The sequence below is a fragment of the Pseudomonas sp. GW821-FHT09A09 genome, assembly GCF_059418405.1.
Genome location: NZ_JBWKPU010000042.1, coordinates 1 through 17,424 on the forward strand (window position 1 = coordinate 1; position 17,424 = coordinate 17,424).

13 protein-coding genes are annotated in these 17,424 nt (G+C 64.8%); 5 read left to right on the forward strand and 8 right to left on the reverse strand.

What is annotated here, in order from left to right:
* Positions 1-169: 169 nt before the first annotated feature.
* The 7 genes from AC07OV_RS26600 to AC07OV_RS26630 are packed head-to-tail and all read right to left on the reverse strand — an operon-like array spanning position 170 to position 8,955.
* Complete coding sequence (locus tag AC07OV_RS26600; RefSeq protein ID WP_494996341.1) at positions 170-1,282, reverse strand: LLM class flavin-dependent oxidoreductase; 1,113 nt, start codon at positions 1,280-1,282, stop codon at positions 170-172.
* 1 nt (position 1,283) lies between these two features.
* A complete protein-coding gene (locus AC07OV_RS26605) occupies positions 1,284-2,237 on the reverse strand; it encodes an LLM class flavin-dependent oxidoreductase (RefSeq protein ID WP_495093289.1) in 954 nt (317 codons plus the stop codon).
* A gap of 16 nt (positions 2,238-2,253) precedes the next feature.
* On the reverse strand, positions 2,254-3,231 hold the full coding sequence (locus AC07OV_RS26610; protein WP_495093290.1) for an LLM class flavin-dependent oxidoreductase: 978 nt from the start codon (positions 3,229-3,231) through the stop codon (positions 2,254-2,256).
* A complete protein-coding gene (locus AC07OV_RS26615) occupies positions 3,228-4,217 on the reverse strand; it encodes an LLM class flavin-dependent oxidoreductase (protein ID WP_495093291.1) in 990 nt (329 codons plus the stop codon). Before AC07OV_RS26615 ends, AC07OV_RS26610 begins: the two co-directional genes overlap by 4 nt.
* Positions 4,214-5,128, reverse strand: a complete 915-nt coding sequence (locus AC07OV_RS26620) for a 5'/3'-nucleotidase SurE (protein WP_495093292.1) — start codon at positions 5,126-5,128, stop codon at positions 4,214-4,216. Before AC07OV_RS26620 ends, AC07OV_RS26615 begins: the two co-directional genes overlap by 4 nt.
* On the reverse strand, positions 5,125-6,462 hold the full coding sequence (locus AC07OV_RS26625) for an LLM class flavin-dependent oxidoreductase (protein WP_495093293.1): 1,338 nt from the start codon (positions 6,460-6,462) through the stop codon (positions 5,125-5,127). Before AC07OV_RS26625 ends, AC07OV_RS26620 begins: the two co-directional genes overlap by 4 nt.
* Positions 6,463-6,519: 57 nt before the next feature.
* The gene (locus AC07OV_RS26630) at positions 6,520-8,955 is read right to left on the reverse strand and encodes a TonB-dependent receptor plug domain-containing protein (RefSeq protein ID WP_495093294.1); all 2,436 of its coding nucleotides are present in this window, start codon (positions 8,953-8,955) and stop codon (positions 6,520-6,522) included.
* A 355-nt stretch (positions 8,956-9,310) separates the two neighbouring features.
* Here AC07OV_RS26630 and AC07OV_RS26635 point away from each other — a divergent pair, with 355 nt between their 5' ends.
* Complete coding sequence (locus tag AC07OV_RS26635) at positions 9,311-10,309, forward strand: P1 family peptidase (RefSeq protein ID WP_495093295.1); 999 nt, start codon at positions 9,311-9,313, stop codon at positions 10,307-10,309.
* Positions 10,310-10,798: 489 nt separating this feature from the next.
* Here the strand turns inward: AC07OV_RS26635 and AC07OV_RS26640 are convergent, their stop codons facing one another.
* Positions 10,799-12,145 carry a tetratricopeptide repeat protein gene (locus AC07OV_RS26640; RefSeq protein WP_495093296.1) on the reverse strand — a complete coding sequence of 449 codons (1,347 nt, stop codon included), beginning with the start codon at positions 12,143-12,145 and terminating at the stop codon, positions 10,799-10,801.
* Positions 12,146-12,365: 220 nt separating this feature from the next.
* On the opposite strand from AC07OV_RS26640, the gene AC07OV_RS26645 reads away from it, so the two are divergent.
* The 4 genes from AC07OV_RS26645 to AC07OV_RS26660 are packed head-to-tail and all read left to right on the forward strand — an operon-like array spanning position 12,366 to position 17,354.
* Entirely contained in the window at positions 12,366-13,949 is a 1,584-nt protein-coding gene (locus tag AC07OV_RS26645) for an ABC transporter substrate-binding protein (RefSeq protein WP_495093297.1), read from the forward strand.
* Positions 13,946-14,923 carry an ABC transporter permease gene (locus AC07OV_RS26650; RefSeq protein ID WP_495093298.1) on the forward strand — a complete coding sequence of 326 codons (978 nt, stop codon included), beginning with the start codon at positions 13,946-13,948 and terminating at the stop codon, positions 14,921-14,923. Before AC07OV_RS26645 ends, AC07OV_RS26650 begins: the two co-directional genes overlap by 4 nt.
* Positions 14,923-15,750 carry an ABC transporter permease gene (locus AC07OV_RS26655; RefSeq protein WP_495093299.1) on the forward strand — a complete coding sequence of 276 codons (828 nt, stop codon included), beginning with the start codon at positions 14,923-14,925 and terminating at the stop codon, positions 15,748-15,750. Before AC07OV_RS26650 ends, AC07OV_RS26655 begins: the two co-directional genes overlap by 1 nt.
* Complete coding sequence (locus AC07OV_RS26660) at positions 15,747-17,354, forward strand: dipeptide ABC transporter ATP-binding protein (RefSeq protein ID WP_495093300.1); 1,608 nt, start codon at positions 15,747-15,749, stop codon at positions 17,352-17,354. Before AC07OV_RS26655 ends, AC07OV_RS26660 begins: the two co-directional genes overlap by 4 nt.
* The last annotated feature ends 70 nt before the right edge of the window (positions 17,355-17,424 follow it).

Consider the following 17,424-nt stretch of genomic DNA (forward strand, 5'->3'; position numbering starts at 1 on the left):
ACCCGGCGTCCTGCCGGGTTACCCACGGATTCAAGCCTGCGTTCGGCCAGCGTGGTTGACGGGGCGCCTCAGATCAAAATCAAAAGCGACTCGCTACGCATCGTGGATGCGTTTTTTTCCTCTGTAGGAGCCGGCTTGCCGGCGATGGCGCCAGACCTGTCGGCAACGCTCAGGCGGCCAGGTTGCGCAACAACGGCAACACCTCCGCCCCCACATGAATCGCTTCCTCCAAATGTGGAAAACCCGACAGGATAAAACTGTCCACCCCCAGCTGGTGATACTCTTCGATCCGCTCCGCCACCCGGGCATAACTGCCCACCAGCGCGGTACCCGCACCACCCCTGACCAACCCCACACCGGCCCACAGGTTGGCCGACACTTCCAGCTCACGGGCGCCACGGCCACGGCCTTGCATCAGCTGTGTCTGGCGGTTCTGGCCGACCGATTCATAGGCTGCCATCTGCCGCTGTGCCTGATCGATGGCGTCCTTGGGGATTTCTTGCAGCAGATGTTCCACATGGGCCCACGCGGCGTCGTCGGTGGGGGCGGCGAACACGTGCAGGCGCAGGCCGAAGCGCAAGATGCGGTCCTGGGCGGCGGCCAGGTCGCGCATGCGCTGGATGCGTTCGGCGATCATCGCCGGTGGTTCGCACCACATCAGGTAGGTTTGCCCATGGGCCGCGCCCACCCGCTCGGCGGCTTCGGAGGCGCCGCCGAAGTAGATCGGCGGTGCTTCGGCGCCCGGTGCAATCGGCGTATGGATCGCGCTGCGGTAGTAACGGCCCGGGTGGGTCGGCGGTTGCCCGGCCCACACGGCCTGGAACATCTGCAGGAATTCAGCCGTGCGCGCATAACGCTCGTCATGCTCCAGGAAATCTCCCAGCGAGCGCTGTTCAAAGCGGCTGGAGCCGGTCACCACGTGCAGCGCCAGGCGGTTTTCGCTGAGCAGCTGCAAGGTGGCCGCACGGTGCGCGGTGTAGGCGGGCAACTCGGTGCCAGGGCGCAGGGTGAGCAGAAACTTCAGGCGGCGTACTTCCTGGGCCAGCACGGCGGTGATCAGCCACGGGTCTTCGAAGCCGCTGGCGGTGGGCACCATGATGCCGTCGAAACCGGCCTGTTCGGTGGCGCGCACGATCTGGCGCAGGTAGTCCAGGGTGGGCGCGCGTTCGCCTTGTTGGAACAGCCCGACCTTGGGCAAGCCGCTGCTGGTGAGGTGGCGACCGTCGCCATTGGTGGGCAGGAACCAGTCGAGCTGGATCGGTGGGCGTACGTCTGTGCTCATGCTACGGGCGCTCCTTGCGCAAGAGGGGCAGTACCTGTTCGCCAAACCGCAGCACATCGCCCACGGCCGGCCCGCCTTCGAGGATCAGCTGGTTCAAGCCCAGCCCGTGCAGTTCCTGCAGGCGCGTGGCGATCTGCTGCGGCGTGCCCACCAGGATCAGCGGTTGCCCCGGTGCGCGTTGCAGCAGGTTCGGGTGCACTTCCCATTGGCGCAGCGGGTGGCGTGCGCGGGGCAGGGTGGCGAGCAGTTCGTCTGGGACGTCCGCCACGGGCAACAACGCGGCGGCGGTCTCCCAGGCCAGGTCTTCGCTGTCGCCGAGGATCAGGCCGAAGGTGCAGGCGAAACCCAGCGCTGGCTGAATCGCCCGCCAGCGCTGGATCTCCTTGGCGAGGGCCTTGGGAGCGCCAGGCGTGAGCAGGCAGGTCTGGGCATGGGCGCTTACCAGGCTGTGGCTCTGGCTGTCGTCGAGAATCAACCCGGGAGCGGGCAGTTCACGGCGGGCAACGCCGGCGTTTTCCAGTTGGAAATACCGGCCCTGGTAATCCAGGCCCGTATCATCGGGCGCCAGCAGCTGCTGCAGGATCTCCAGGTACTCGCCGATGCGCTCGCTGCGCTGGTCACGGTTGAGCCATTCGCCAAAGGCGCTGCGTTCACTGTTGGGCAGGTGCAATTGCACCCGGTGCCCGCTGATCGATTGCAGGCTTTGCAAGGTCGTGGCCAGCGCGGCGGGCAGCATCACTTCGGGTGGCACGCTGACCGACAAGCTCACCCGCCGTGTGTGCGCGCACAACGCCGCCGCCACGCCCAGGCTGTCGGCGCACAGTGCACCACCGGGAATCCACAGGCCATCGAGGCCGGCGTATTCCACGGCCTGGGCCAGTTGAATCCATTGCCCCGGCCGCGCCGCCCAGTCGGGGGTACACAGGGGCATCAGCCAGCTGAATTCAAGGGGCATGCATAAGCTCCGTCAGTCATCGTCTCTTCCAACCCAAGGCCGGGGCGATGTCCCGGGCGATCGTTTCCAGGCGCTTGAGGATCTGCGCCTGGGTCGAGCTTTCCGCCTGGACCACGGCGATCACGTAATCAGCATAAGGCAGCAGGGCAGGATCCTGTTGCAAGCTTTCGATCACTTCATCGGGATGGCCGTGGTGCACATTCATCAGGCGCAAATGAGCTTGCAGGTCCACCGCCTCGTCGATCAGCCCTTCACGTTGCAGGCGCGGGATATGCCGCTCGATGTCTACCGCCAGTTCGGCCTGGGCGTCGGCGCGGCTGGGGGCCGGGAAAATCGCACGGACCACGCCGATACGTGGCACGCGGTCCGTGCGCGACCACGCCTGCAAATAAGCTTCGGCCAGTGGTTTTTGCACGGTCAGTGGGTCGTGGGTCGCGGTGCCCAACAGCAGGCCGTTGCCTTGTCGGGCCGTGTAGACCGCACCATCGATGCTGCCGTGGGAATGCCACAGGCGCTCCCCCAGGCGAGGCGCGGGAGGTTGCAGGGTCAATTCACCGGCGAGCGCCTCGCCGGCCAGCAGGTGCTGCAAGCGTTGCTGATGCTCGGCAAATTCCACTTGGCGCTGGGCGGGGTCACGGTCAAACGCGCTGAAGTTATCCAGGTTCGCGCCGCCGCTGCCCAGGCCCAATTGCACTCGGCCGCCACTCAACGCGTCGAGCACGCTGGCGTCTTCGGCCAGGCGGATCGGGTCTTCAAATGGCAGCACAATCACCCCGGTACCCAGCTCGATCCGCTGGGTACGCTCGGCCACCGCAGCCAACAACACCAGCGGTGAAGGCAGCCGGCCGAAGCCGTTGCTCAGATGGTGCTGGGCGATCCAGCCGCCGTCGAAGCCCAGCGCTTCGGCGACTTCGAATTGTTCGATCAGGTCGCGGTAGACCTGCTGCGGGTCGTCGCCAAAGGCGTGGCTGAGAAAGCCCAGTTTGAAGGTCATGACAGGGCTCCTGAGGGCCGGGCCGGTTGCCAGCCCAAAGCCGGGGCGATGTATTCGCGCAGGGTTTCCAGGGCGCGGATGGCGTCGCGCAGCGGTGTGCTGACGGTCTGTACTTGCAGGATCAGGTGATCGTGGGCCGTCAATGCCGGGCCTTGCTGCAATTGCTCGACGATCCGCTCCACCGGGCCATGCAGGATGCCCAGGCGTTCGAGCGTGGTGTCGAAGTTATCGTCAATTGCGCCCTTGAATACGCCGATGCGTTGCTGGCGTTCCACATAAGCCAGGATGTCGCGGCGCGTGGCGTCGCCGGGCGACGGGAGCAGCGCCTGCACCCGCACAACGCGGGCCGGAGTACCGTTGTCGCCGGTCCAGGCATTGCGGTAGCGCTCCACCAACTCTGCGCCAGCGTGCGCCGATAAGTGTGGGTTCGGCGCCATGATCAGGCCGTGGCCACGTTCCGCCACCCGCTCTACTCGCGAGGTGGCCTCCCACACGCGGTGGCTCAGGCCATTGGCCCGTGGCAGCAGGCGCGCCCCGTTGTCAGCCAGTGGCGCGTTGCCCAGGGCACGGAGCAACTGCTGCAGGTGCTGCTCGTAATCCCGGTGCCTTGCCTCATGTTCGCGGCCAAAGGCCAGGAACGTCTCGGGATCAAACCCCGCGCCAAGGCCCAGCTCCAGGCGACCGTTGCAGAGCAGGTCCAGCACCGCCGCGTCTTCGGCCAGGCGCAGAGGGGCTTCCTGGGGCAGCACGATAATCCCCGTGCCCAGGCTGATACGCCGCGTGTGCTGGGCAATCGCGGCGAGCAACACCAGTGGCGAAGGCAGGCGCCCGTGCTCACTGGCAAAATGGTGCTGCGCGACCCAGCCACTGTCGAAGCCCAGTTCTTCGGCGGCTTTGAACAACGTCAGGGTGTCGCGGTAAACCTTGGGATCAGCGCTGGGGCTGTAGACGCGACTGAGAAACCCCAGGGAAAAGCCTGTGCTCATGGTGTCAGCTCCCGGGTCAATTGTTTTTGCAGCGCAGGACCGGCATTGAGAGATTCCGGCAGGCCACTGAACGGGCTGATGGTCAGGTAGCCTTTGTTCAGCCACACCGCTTCATCATGCTGTTGTGCGGCGGTGGCAGCAGGGCTGTACTGGAATCCGATGCCCGGTTTTCCCGGCAGGTTGAACCGCTTGAGGTCGTCGGTGTACAGCGCCTCAAACCCCACGTAGCTACCAATCCGCGTGAGTTTCACGCCCTTGGGCTGTGCCTCTTTAGGCAGGTTGATGTTCAGACCCAGGCCCGTCGGCAGCAGGGCGCCGTTGGGTAGGCGATGGCGGTCGAGGACTTGTACCAACTTCGCCACCCACCGGGCGACGCGCTGTGGGTCTTGTTCTTTCAGGTCGGTACTCACCGCCAGTGCGGGGATGCCCGCCTGCACCGCCGCGCTGGCGGCGTTGAACGTACCCGATGCCAGGTTGATTGCGCCCAGGTTGTTGCCGGGGTTGGGGCCGACGATGACCAGGTCGGGGTGGGGCAGGACTTTTTTCAGACCCATCAGCAGCGCCATCACCGGGGTGCCGCTGATTTCGATCTGCACGGCCTTGCCGGCGCACTCAGGGCTTTGGCACACGCCGTTTTCGTGAGTGCTGATGTAGTAACTGTCGGGGTAGGCGGGGTCGCTGTCGCGGCCCACGCTGACTTCACGACCAAAGAAGAACGCACCGCCGCGCGCGCTCTGGTCGCTCTGTGGTGCGGCGATCCGCACGGTATGCCCCTGGGCCTTGAGCTCGGTGTACAAGGCGCGAATATTCGGGTGCTGATAGCCGTCGTCATTGGTCAGCAAGATGTTCAGGGCAAAGGCTTTGCACGCGAACACACTGCCACAGGCCAGCATCCAGGCGCTGCGTTTCATGCAGGAGCCTCCGTCGTAAAACGATTGGCGGGGCGTGGCAGGCCAAGGTTTTCGCGCAAGGTGGTGCCTTCGTAGGCTTCGCGAAACAGCCCGCGCGCCTGCAACAGCGGAATGACTCGGTCGACAAACAGGTCGATGGCGCCGGGGAAATACGGGAAGAACACGTTGAAACCATCACAGGCCCGCGCCTGGAACCACGCCTCGAAGTGGTCGGCCACGTCTTCGGCCGTGCCGATCACCGGGTTGCCACCGGCCAGGCGCAGGTACAGCTGGCGGATGCTCAGGTTTTCCTTGCGCGCCAGTTCCAGCACCTTGTCACGCCGGCTGCCGCGTTGGCCGACCGGCGTGTCGGGCAGCGGGCCGTCGAGGTCATGGCCCGACAGGTCGATGTCCTCGCCCAGGGTGTCCGCCAGCAGGCGCAGGCCCAGCACCGGGTCGATCAGGGCCTGGAATTCCTCGAAGAGTGCCAGGGCCTGTTCACGGGTGTCGGCGATGAAGGGGGTGATGCCCGGCAGGATCTTGATGTGGTCCGGGTCGCGGCCGAAGGCGACGGCGCGTTGTTTGATGTCCTGGTAGAACGCCTGGGCACTTTCCACGTCATGGGCATGGGCAAAGATCAGCTCGGCGACCCGGGCCGCGAGGTTCTTACCCGGCTCCGATGCGCCGGCCTGAACCAGCACCGGATGACCCTGGGGCGAGCGCGCCACGTTGAGCGGGCCGCGCACCGAGAAATGCTCGCCGCGATGGTTGAGGGTGTGCAATTTGGCCGGGTCGAAATACTCGCCACTGGCTTTGTCGCGGGTGAAGGCGTCGTCGTCCCAACTGTCCCACAGGCCCTTGACCACATCATGGAATTCTTCGGCGCGCTGATAGCGATCGCCGTGATCCACATGGTTTTCGCGGCCGAAATTCCACGCTTCATCCGAGACCACCGAGGTCACCAGGTTCCAGGCCGCGCGGCCCTTGGACAGGTGGTCGAGGGACGCGAATTTGCGCGCGATGTGGTAGGGCTCGTTGTAAGTGGTGGTGGCGGTGGCGATCAGGCCAATGTGCCGGGTGACGGCGGCCAGGGCCGACATCAGGGTCAGGGGCTCGAAATGCTCGGCGCGCGCCGTGCGGCTCAAGGCATCGTGATGATGCCCCCACAGCGCGACCACGTCGGCGATGAACAACGCATCGAACTTGCCGCGTTCGGCGGTCTGGGCGATGTGCTTGAAGTGCTCGAAATCCAGGCTGGCATCCGCCTGGGCCAAGGGGTGGCGCCAGGCAGCGACATGGTGGCCGCTGTTGGCGAGAAACGCCCCCAGCTTGAGTTGATCGGTACGGCGGGTCATGAGCAGGCTCCCATTCAAGTCAGGCACGGGGCTGGCGAACCGGCCCCGTGCACCAGGTCAGAAGTTGTAGGTCACGCCGGTGTACCAGTAGCCGCCGGTGGTGCCGTAGGGCGAGAAGTTGCCGTACGGGAAACCACCCGAACTGCTGGCCAGGTCGGTGCGCTCCGGGTACTTGTTGAACAGGTTGTTGGCGCCGGCATTGAGGGTGACGGCTTTGGTCAGGTGGTAGTCGATGTTCAGGTCGGTGATCCACGCGGGCGAGAAAGTACGGTCGTAAATCTCGGCGGTGCCGTATTGGGTGTACTCGCCGTAGCGCGTCAGGTTGAGCGCCACTTCCAGCTTGTCGTAGGTCCAGGTGGTGCCCAGCAGCAACTTGGATTGCGGCAAGCCGTACTTGAGGTTGCCCTGGCGCTGGCGGTCATAACCGCCGTCCGGGCCGAGTGCCTGTGCGGCAACGGCTGAGGCATGGATGTCGTCGATCTGGGTGGTGTTCCAGTTGAAGCCCGCCGAGTATTTCAGGCTGCCCCAGGCGCCGATGTCCTGGCGGTAGTCGCCCACCAGGTCGACGCCGCGCGTGGTGGTGTCCAATGCGTTGGTGAAGTAAGTGACCGCCTGGTTCGGGTTGAGGCCGGCAGCCGCGAGGATCGCGTTGATCTGCGCGGTGCCGCCAAGGTAGCCGGTCTGGGCGATGCGGTCCTTGATCTTGATCTGGTACGCATCGAGGGTGATGTTGGTGGCATCGGTAGGCTGCAGGGTGAAGCCGACGCTGAAGTTGGTGGATTTTTCCGGTTTGAGCTTGCTGGCGCCGAGGGCCTTGGCCACGTCGGAGTCCACCGCCACGTTGCGGTAGTCAAACAGTTGGCCGTTGACGCTGGTCTGCGAGGTGGCGCTGTAGATCTGCTGGGCCAGGGACGGCGCACGGAAGCCCGTGCTGACGGTGCCGCGCACGGCCAGGATCGGGGTCAACTGGTAACGGGTGGAGAACTTGCCGTTGGTGGTGGTGCCGGAGCCGTCGTTGTAATGCTCGTAGCGCCCCGCCAGGTCAACGTGCCATTTGTCGGTGAAGTCCTGTCCGATTTCGCCGTAGCCGGCCAGGCTGGTGCGGCTTTTCTGCGCGGCATCGGCCGGGGTGGTGCCAGCGCCGGAGATGGTGCCGGGTGGGATCAAGGCACCGTTGGCGCCTGTGGTGAACGGCCCGCTGGCATAGGAGGCGAGGTCGCCCTTGCCGATCTTGTAGTCCTCGTAGCGTTGTTCCAGGCCCCAGGAAATCTGGGTCGGCTTGTACAGGCCGAGGTCAAAGGCGCGGGTCAGGTCGAGGTTGTTGGTCCACTGGCTGAAGGTCTTCACGCCGGTGTTCACCGAGGTCGGCGACGTCGGGCCGTAGCTCAGGTTGTAGGTGTCGGTGAGCGTGGCGCGGGCATGGTCCTGGCCGAAGGTGCTGGACAGGTCGTAGTCCCAACCGGCGGCCTTGCCTTTGCCGCCGAATGCGACCTGGAAGTCCTCTTCGATGAAGCGCAGGTTGTCTTCGATGCCTTCCGGGTACGGCGTCTGGATACCGTTGAAGCTCGACGGCTGGTGGAAGGCCAGGGGTTTTTCCGAGTTGCGGTGGGTGTAGGTGGAGAACGAATACAGGGTCAGCGCGTCATCCACTGGCAGCTCGGCGTTGTAGCCCAGGCTGAAGTTTTTCGCCTCGGGCAGGCCGGTGCCGTAGTAGGTGTGTTGCTGGCTGGTGTTGCCGGCGGAGTCGGTGTACGGCGCGTTGTCGGAGCGGTCGGAGACGTTTTGCTTCTTCGCGTCCAGGGCCAGGTTGATGAAGCCGTCGTTGGGCAGGGCCAGGCCGACGTTGCCGGTCTGGCGCACGGTTTCGCCGTCACCGTTTTCATAGTTCTGGCCGTAGCTGGTGGACAGGCTGCCACCGTGGTCGGTCTGCTTGAGCACCACGTTGACCACGCCGCCAATCGCGTCCGAGCCGTACTGGGCCGAGGCGCCATCGCGCAGCACTTCGACGTGATCCACCAGCGCCGTGGGGATCATGTCGAGATCCACCGGCTGCGAGCCGGAGTTGAGGTAGGTGCCGTTGTTGAGCAGTGCGCTGTTGTGACGGCGCTTGCCGTTGACCAACACCAGCACCTGGTCGCCGTTGAGGCCTCGCAGGCTGATCGGGCGCACCACCGAGGTGGAGCCGAAGCCGGACGACGCCGGCTGGTTGAGCGACGGCAGCACTTTGCTCAAGGCGCGGGTCAGGTCACCTTGCCCGGTGGCCAGCAGTTGCTTGGAAGAAATCACATCCACCGGCGCCGGGCTCTCGGCCAGGGTGCGCGCCTGGCCACGGTTGCCGATCACCACCACGGTGTCCAGCGGGTTGTCGCTGGCCGGGGCATCGGCGGCGAGGGCCAGGCTGCTGTAGCTGGCCGCCTCGCACAGGGCGATAAATAACAGGGTATGGGCGAAGGCCTTGCCGGGTCGGCTGCCGGCGGCGCGTGATGCATTCATGATGGGAAACACTCCAGTTGGTTAAGGCGTTGGGCCTTGATCGAGGTCGGCTTGTTGGGTTCAAGCTCTGGTGAGAGGCTGGAGAGCAAAGGCTGTGCCATCGTGAAAATTCTAGAAAATACATAGGGTTATTGGATGGTCGCGGAGCGCCATGGTGCTTTTCTAACAGCACCGGTAGCAGGCTGTTGTTTTTCCTACAGCACCCACCACCCCCTGTAGGAGCCGGCTTGCCGGCGATGAGGCCCCCCGACCTAGCACACGCTATCGCCGGCAAGCCGGCTCCTACAAAGGAGGGTGTTTGGCATAGCCCTTGCTGCCTTCGGGCCATACCTCAACCCAAGGAAGCTTTTTTTGTATGCCTAGACCCGGCCCGCGCAACGCCCTCACCGATATCCCAGGCCTCACGGTCGGCCACGCCACGGACCTGCACGTCGACACCGGCGTCACGGTGATCCGCCCCGATGGCTTCTGGACCGCCAGCATCGACATTCGCGGCGGCGGCCCAGGCGGGCGGGAAACCGCGGCGCTGGAGCCCGAAAATATGGTCGGCCAACTCCACGCGCTGGTATTCGCCGGCGGCTCGGTATTCGGCCTGGGCGCGGCGGATGCCGTGGCGGCGAAACTCTCCCAGGACCAGGTGGGCCTGCACCTCAAGCCCGGTGCGCCGGCCATCCCCATCGTGCCCGCTGCGGTGCTGCATGACCTGGCCAATGGCGGCGACAAGGATTGGGGCCTGGAGCCGCCTTATCGGCGCCTGGGCTTTGAAGCGCTGGCCAATGCCGGTGAAACGTTTGAACTGGGCTCGGTGGGCGCTGGCCGTGGCGCCATGGCCGGGGTGTTGAAAGGCGGGCTGGGCACTGCCTCGCTGGACCTGGGCGACGGGCTGGTGGTCGCCGCATTGGTGGTCGCCAACCCCATCGGCTCGGTGTACATGCCCGACGGCCAAACCTTCTGGGCCTGGCCCTGGGAAGTGGCGGGGGAGTTCGGTGGCCAGCGGCCGCAAACGGAGATGGATTGCAGCGACCCAATGCCGGAACTGTCGCGCCTGGACTCCATGGGCCGCCTGCAAGCCGGCGCCAACACTACGCTGGTGGTGGTGGCCTGCACGGCGCAATTAACCGTGGCCGAATGCAAGCGCGTGGCGATCATGGCCCAGGACGGGATTGCGCGGGCGGTAAGGCCGGCGCACTTGCCGTTTGATGGGGACACCGTGTTTGCCCTGGCCTCGGCGGCGGTGGCCTTGACCGACGGGCCACGGCGGCAGGTGGAAATCAGCCGGATTGGCGCCGCAGCGGCCGATTGTGTGGCGCGGGGGATTGCGCGCGGCGTATTTGCTGCGCGCCAACTCCTGTAGGCGCCGGCTTGCCGGCGATGGCGGTGTGTCAGCCGGTTTATCTGGTACTGATACACCGCTATCGCAGGCAAGCCAGCTCCCACATTTGGATCTCTATTTATCACGTGGACAGTAGTTTGCTCTGGCTCTGGCTCTGGCTTTTGATCTTGATCTTAGGCGCCCCGTTAAACCACGCTGGCCGAACGCAGGCTTGAATCCGTGGGTAACCCGGCAGGACGCCGGGTTAGCCGTCCTGGGCCAGGGATGGCCCATGACGGCGGCCCACGGATTCAAGCCGGAGTGAGGGCACACCGAGCCTAGGCGAGGTGCCGAGTGGTGGGGCAAGAGCCTTTTGCTTACTTTTGGGCTGTTCAAAAGTGAGCCGCCGTAAGGGCGGAACCCATATCAGCCGTTACCCAAATAACGGATATGTACCCCGACGAAAAAGCTCCAGCGCCTAACACATAGCCATCGCCGGCAAGCCAGCTCCTACAATTTTGGCTCTGTACATCAGGTAAAGCGCGAAACCCGGGCTTGGGCATTCGCCGCCTGCTCCGGCAAACCCAGCGCCTCATACACCCGCCCCAAACTCCGATTAGTCGGCACATCCCACCCGTCATACCGACGCCGTAACTCCAGCGCCTGCTGCGCCCCAAACCAATCCCCAGCCTTCAACCGCGCGTCCAATTCCACCTGGGCAAACAGATCACGCTGCGCATGGCTACCACCAATCTCATTCAACCGGGGCAGGGCGAGGGCCAAGTGTTCCAGCGCACCCTGCGCATCCCCGCGTGCATGGGCCAACAGCCCTCGCGCCAATGGCAAGGTCACCTCACCCCACACCGGCCGCGCCGCAACACTATGCTCGCGCAACGCCGCCAACAGCTCATCCGCCTCCGGCTTGCCAGCGCGTGCCAGGCCATACAGGTACTGCACGCTGAGAAACGGCTGCACCACATCCCCGGTCCGTCGCTGCAGGTACGGCGCCAACCCCTGCCAACGCTCGCCGACGTCGATACCCGCCAGTTCCAGGCGTGCCAGCAACGACACCGCCCCCACTTGGTCCTGGGAATACTCCGGCAGGATGCCCCACACGTGCTGGTCGTAGATCTCCAACACCCGCTGATCCTCACCCCGCGCCAGGTAGAACAGCGCCAGGTGCCACCAGTTGTGGGTGTACATGAACGAGTTCAAACCGGCCCAGTGATGGGCCACGCTTTCAAGGAATTCGGTGCCTTCCTCGATGCGTCCCTGGGTCAGCATCACATGGGCCAGGGCATGTTGCGCCCAGGGCTCCGAGGGTTGCAGGCGCAGGGCTTCGCGGGCGCTGGCTTCGGCCTCTTCGAGCAAGTGGCACTGCTCATAAGCGAAGGCCAGCAGGCCATGGCTGTGGGCGATGTCCGGCGCGCCCGCGACAGCCTTGAGGCCGATGCGCAGCAACGCCGGCCAGTTGCCCCGGTTGAACTCCAGGTACTGGTTGAGCTTGGCGGCGAACAGGTCGCGAGGATAGCGGCCCAGCAGGTGTTCGCTCAGGTGCAGGACCTGGTCGAGGTCGTCGTTGATCCAGGCGCTCAAGGCGGCCAGGTACAGCTGGGCGCGCGGGTGATCGCTGTTCACGGCGGCTGCGCGCTGGCGGTAGTGCTCGGCCAGGGTCGGGCCCTGGGGGGACTCGATGAACATCAGCAGCAAGCCGGCGAAGGCATTGGCCAGGGCCGAGTCGGGCGCGGCGTCCGCCGTGGCGAGAATGCCTTCGGCGCGGGGCTGGTAGCCGAGGAAGCCGCCGATGAAATCGTCCAGGCCCTGGCGGGTGGACGGCTCGAGGGTGTCGATGGGGTTGCCCAGGTAATCCAGTGACATGGTGAAGAGGCTCGTGGGTTCAGAGACAGCTGAAGGGGCAAACCTTGTGCCATGACGCACTGTAGGAGGGCGGTGGGCTGTTGTTTTTTGCACACTCGCGCAGGCCGTTGTGGTTTTTTCATCACCCAGACGGCAACCAACACCCGCAATCGCGCCGAAAACCCCCATGGCACAGCCCTTGCAAAATCCCTCCCAGAATCTTTCCATTCGAGGAGCCTCCATGCGCCCATTCTCTTTTCGCCGTGCCCTCTCCTGTGTGGGGTTGTGCAGCGTGCTGCTGGCCGGCCAGGCCCAGGCGCAACCCCAGGAGGGCGGGGTGCTGAACCTGGTGGCCCAGCCTGAACCTCCGTCGCTGATGCACGGCGTGGTCAGCCATGTGTCCACCCAATACGTCAGTGGCAAGATCCTCCAGGGCCTGCTGACTTTCGACACGGACCTGAACCCCAAACCGGTGCTGGCCAAATCCTGGACCATTTCCCCGGACGGCCTCACCTACACCTTCCAACTGCAAGACAACGTGCAATGGCACGACGGCCCGGCATTCACCGCCGATGACGTGGTGTTCAGCTTCCAGACCTTCTACCCGGAAGTGGACAAGCGCCTGGGCGGCATCATCACCGAGTACGTCGACAGCATCACCGCCACCGGCCCGCTGCAAGTGGTCTTCCACCTGAAGAAACCCTTCGCGCCGTTGCTCTCGGCCCTGGGCAGCGGCCTGCGCCCGGTGGTGCCCAAGCACCTTTACGAGAACACCGATTTTCGCAACAACCCCTACAACCTCAAGCCGGTGGGCACTGGGCCGTTCGTGTTCGTCGAGTGGAAACGCGGTGCCTACATCAAGCTGGCCAAGAACCCCACCTACTGGAAAAAAGGCCTGCCGCACCTGGACGGGATTGTCTTCCACGTGATCCCCGACGGTTCCTCCCGCGCCGCAGCCTTCGAGCGCAATGACGTGCAGGTGCTGCGCAGCGGCGATGCCGACTATTCCGACCTCAAGCGCCTGGGCGCCTTGCCGAATGTGCAGTCTTCCGAGAAAGGCTGGGAGTTGTATGCCGGCCTGGCCTTCCTGCAGATCAACACGCGCAAGCCACCGCTGAACAACCCCAAGGTGCGCCAGGCGATCCTGTATGCGCTGAACCGGCAGTTTGTCGTGGACAACATCTTCTTCGGCTCGGGCAAGGTCGCCCAGGGCGAGTTCGTGTCGGGCACGCCCTACCACGACCCCCACTTGCCGCAGTACGCCTATGACGTGAAAAAGGCCAAGGCGCTGATTGCCGAGTCCGGCGTGGACGTGGGCGCGGTGCGTATCCGCCTGCTCAACGGCGAGAAGGGCGGTGCCTGGGAGCGCCTGGCCGAGTACACCAAGCAAGCCCTGCAGCCGCTGGGCTTCAAGGTGCAGGTGGTGACGTCCGACGCCGCCACCTGGTTCCAGCGCGTGAGCGACTGGGACTTCGACCTGACCTACAACTTCATCTTCCAGATCGGCGACCCCTACCTGACCAGCGCCTACCTGTACCGCTCCGACTACATTCTCAAGACCTCGCCGTTCGCCAACGTCAGCGGCTACAACAGCCCTGAAGCCGATGCCTTGTGGACGAAAATCGCCGACACGCCTGAAGGGCCTGCGCGCACCCAGCTCTACAGCCAACTGGAGAATCGGCTGAACACCGACCTGCCCATCGCGCCGATCTTCGAGATGCGCAACCAGACGCTGTTCCACACGCAGGTGCATAACCTGCTGCAAACCGCCACCAGCCTTAACGAAGACTACGAAAGCGTTTACCTCGACGCGCCTGCGCCATGAACGGCGTGGTGTATCTCGGCGGGCGCCTGGTCAAGGCGCTGCTGATGGTGGTGGCGGTGCTGGTGCTGAGCTTTGTGTTGATCCACCTCGCGCCGGGTGACCCGGCATTGCTGCTGGCCGGTGAGGCGGGGGTGGACGATGTGCAGTTCATCGAGCAGTTGCGCCAGACCATGGGCCTGGACAAACCACTGCTGCAGCAACTGCTGATCTACCTGGGCAATGTGGCACACCTGGACCTGGGTTATTCCTACCGTAACCAGACGTCGGTGTGGTCGCTGATCGCCGAGCGTTTGCCCGCAACGCTGGCCTTGATGGGCTCGGCGTTTGTGGTGTCGTCACTGCTGGGGGTGACCTTGGGCGTGCTGGCGGCGCGGGCACGGCAAAGGCGCCATTGGCTTGATGGGGTGATTTCCCATGGCGCGTTGCTGTTGTATGCGATGCCGCCGTTCTGGCTGGCGATGCTGTTGATCTTGCTGTTTTCGGTGAATCTGGACTGGTTGCCGGCCTTTGGCATGGAAACCGTGGGCCGGGACTTTTCATTGCTGGATCGCCTGCAGCATCTGCTGTTGCCGTGCCTGTCGTTGAGCGTGTTGTTCCTCGCCTTGTACATCCACCTCACCCGCGCCGCCGTGCTGGACGCCCTCGGCCAGGAGTATGTGCGTACCGCTCACGCCAAGGGTTTGCACCCACGGCGGATTCTGTACGTGCACGTCTTGCGCAATGCGCTGCTGCCGGTGGTGACCTTCGCCGGCCTGCAACTGGGCCAGTTGGCCAGCGGCGCCTTGCTGGTAGAGGTGGTGTATGCGTGGCCGGGCATCGGCCGCTTGATGTACGACTCCCTGGCCCAACGCGACTACGGCGTGCTGATGGGCGGGTTCCTGGTGATCTCGATGTTGGTGGTGGGCTTCAACGTGTTGACCGATGTGGTGTGCCGTTACCTCGACCCGCGCATTGGCGCCGGAGGGCAGGCCTGATGGCGGTGTTCAGACGCTTTATCCGCCAACCCTCGGCGTTGGCCGGCGCGCTGTTCTTGCTGGTGTTGGCGGCGCTGGCACTGGCAGCGCCGTGGCTCACCAACAGCTCGCCGTGGGAAATGAACAGCCGGCCGATGCTGCCGCCGTTTCACGACGCCGCCCACTGGCTGGGCAGTGACCTGCTGGGGCGCGACCTCGGCAGCGGCTTGCTCTACGGAGCCCGAGTGTCCTTGGCCGTCGGCGCGCTGGCCAGTTTGGCAACCCTGGTGGTGGGGCTGATCGTCGGCGCCATCGCCGGTTACTTCGGCGGTTGGCTCGACGGCGTGCTGATGCGTGTCGCCGAGTTTTTCCAGATCATCCCGCAACTGGTGTTGGCGGTGATCCTGGTGGCGGTGCTGGAGCCGTCGCTGGGCACCATCGTGCTGGCGATTGCCTTGGTTGCCTGGCCGGCCGTGGCGCGGTTGGTGCGCAGTGAATTCCTCACGCTGCGCCAGCGTGAATTCGTGCAGGCGGCCCGTGTGCTGGGCCAGTCGCCGCTGGGGATCATCACCCAGCAGATCCTGCCCAATGCCCTGGGGCCGTTGTTGGTGGTGATGACCTTTGTCATGGCCACTGCGATCCTCACCGAAGCCGCCCTGGCGTTCCTTGGCTTGAGCGACCCGGAAGCCATGAGTTGGGGCTACATGATCAACGCTTCCCGTGGCCTGTTGCGGGACGCCTGGTGGATGAGCTTTCTGCCGGGCCTGGCGATCGTGCTGTGTGTGCTGGCGGTGAACCGCGTGGGCGAAGGCTTGCGCGTGGCGTTTGAGCCGGGGAGGTCACTATGACGTTATTGAGGGTTGAACACCTGCGTATCGCCTTGCCCGACGGCGCGGACCGCAGCCATGCGCTGTACGACCTGTCGCTGCAACTGCACAGCGGTGAATGCTTGTGCGTGGTGGGCGAGTCCGGTTCGGGCAAATCCATGTTGGCGAAGGCGCTGCTGCGTCAGCTGCCGGCGCCGTTGACGGTGGAAAGCGGGCGTTTGGTGTTTCGTGATGAAGACTTGGCCAACCGTGGCGAAGCCGCCATGCGCGAACTGCGTGGGCGCGAGATCAGCATGGTGTTCCAGGAGCCGATGAGCGCACTCAACCCATTGCTGCGGGTGGGTGAACAGATCGATGAAACCCTGCGTGCCCATGGGGTGAAATCGGCCGGTGAGCGCCGCCGGCGGGTGATAGACCTGCTGGGTTACGTCGGTCTGCCGGACCCTGAGCGCCTGCGCCTGGCCTATCCCTTTGAGCTGTCCGGTGGCCAGCGCCAGCGGGTGGTGATCGCCATGGCCCTGGCGTTCGATCCGGCGCTGTTGATCGCCGATGAACCCACCTCGGCGCTGGACGTGACCACCCAGGCGCAGATTCTTGAGCTGCTGGGCAAGATCCAGCGGGACAAGGGCATGGCGCTGTTGTTGATCACCCACGATTTTGCCGTGGTCGAAGCGATCGCCGACCGTGTGCTGGTGCTGGAAAAGGGCCGCGTGATGGAGCAGGGCAGCGCTCGCCAGGTACTGGACGAACCCCGGGCGCCTTACACCCGGCAACTGCTGGCGGCGGTGTCGGCACAACCACGGGAGCCCCGTGGCGGGGTGGGTGGGGCCGTGGTGCTCAAGGCCGAACAGTTGAACAAAGTCTTCAGCACCCGTGCGGGCTGGTGGGGGCGGCGCAGCACCCGTGCGCTGGATGCAGTGCAGTTGCAGCTGCGCGAAGGCGAGACCCTGGGCATCGTCGGTGAGTCTGGCTCGGGCAAGTCCACCCTGGGGCGTTGCCTGGTGCGGCTGTTACGGGCCGACAGCGGGCACATCCAGTGGCTCGGCCAAGATGTGGTGGGGTTATCCGAAGGGCGTTTGCGGCCGCTGCGCAGTGAGGTGCAGATGATCTTCCAGGACCCGTTCGCCTCGCTTAATCCGCGCCAGACGGTGGGTCGCATCATCATGACCGGGCCGTTGGTGCAAGGGCATTCGAAGGCCGATGCCGAGGCGCGTGCGCGCGCCTTGCTGGAGCTGGTGGGTTTGCCTGCCACGGCGTTCGAGCGCTACCCCCATGAGTTCTCCGGAGGGCAGCGCCAGCGCATTGGCATCGCCCGTGCGTTGGCGGTGGAACCGAAGGTGTTGATCGCCGACGAGTGCGTGTCGGCCCTTGATGCGTTGATCCAGGTGCAGATCCTGGAACTGCTGGAGTCTCTGCAGCGGCGGCTGAAATTGAGCATCGTGTTCATCACCCACGACCTGCGCGTGGCGGCGCGGTTGTGTGATCGCATTGCGGTGATGCAGAACGGGCGGGTGGTGGAGCAGGGCGACACCGCTGGACTGTTCGCTGATGCCCAACACCCCTACACCCGCGCGCTGTTGCAATGTGCGACTGTAGCCCCGGTACTTGAGCCTGACGCCATTTAATGTGGGAGCTGGGGGGGGGGGGGGGGGGGGGGGGGGGGGGGGGGGGGGGGGGGGGGGGGGGGGGGGGGGG

Bases quoted from the DNA above. Each gene is read 5' to 3' on its own strand.
- AC07OV_RS26600 (WP_494996341.1), bottom strand. From the start codon at position 1,282: ATGAGCACAGACGTACGCCCACCGATCCAGCTCGACTGGTTCCTGCCC.
- AC07OV_RS26655 (WP_495093299.1), top strand. From the start codon at position 14,923: ATGGCGGTGTTCAGACGCTTTATCCGCCAACCCTCGGCGTTGGCCGGC.
- AC07OV_RS26635 (WP_495093295.1), top strand. From the start codon at position 9,311: ATGCCTAGACCCGGCCCGCGCAACGCCCTCACCGATATCCCAGGCCTC.
- AC07OV_RS26640 (WP_495093296.1), bottom strand. From the start codon at position 12,145: ATGTCACTGGATTACCTGGGCAACCCCATCGACACCCTCGAGCCGTCC.
- AC07OV_RS26625 (WP_495093293.1), bottom strand. From the start codon at position 6,462: ATGACCCGCCGTACCGATCAACTCAAGCTGGGGGCGTTTCTCGCCAAC.
- AC07OV_RS26610 (WP_495093290.1), bottom strand. From the start codon at position 3,231: ATGACCTTCAAACTGGGCTTTCTCAGCCACGCCTTTGGCGACGACCCG.
- AC07OV_RS26645 (WP_495093297.1), top strand. From the start codon at position 12,366: ATGCGCCCATTCTCTTTTCGCCGTGCCCTCTCCTGTGTGGGGTTGTGC.
- AC07OV_RS26630 (WP_495093294.1), bottom strand. From the start codon at position 8,955: ATGAATGCATCACGCGCCGCCGGCAGCCGACCCGGCAAGGCCTTCGCC.
- AC07OV_RS26605 (WP_495093289.1), bottom strand. From the start codon at position 2,237: ATGCCCCTTGAATTCAGCTGGCTGATGCCCCTGTGTACCCCCGACTGG.
- AC07OV_RS26650 (WP_495093298.1), top strand. From the start codon at position 13,946: ATGAACGGCGTGGTGTATCTCGGCGGGCGCCTGGTCAAGGCGCTGCTG.
- AC07OV_RS26615 (WP_495093291.1), bottom strand. From the start codon at position 4,217: ATGAGCACAGGCTTTTCCCTGGGGTTTCTCAGTCGCGTCTACAGCCCC.
- AC07OV_RS26620 (WP_495093292.1), bottom strand. From the start codon at position 5,128: ATGAAACGCAGCGCCTGGATGCTGGCCTGTGGCAGTGTGTTCGCGTGC.
- AC07OV_RS26660 (WP_495093300.1), top strand. From the start codon at position 15,747: ATGACGTTATTGAGGGTTGAACACCTGCGTATCGCCTTGCCCGACGGC.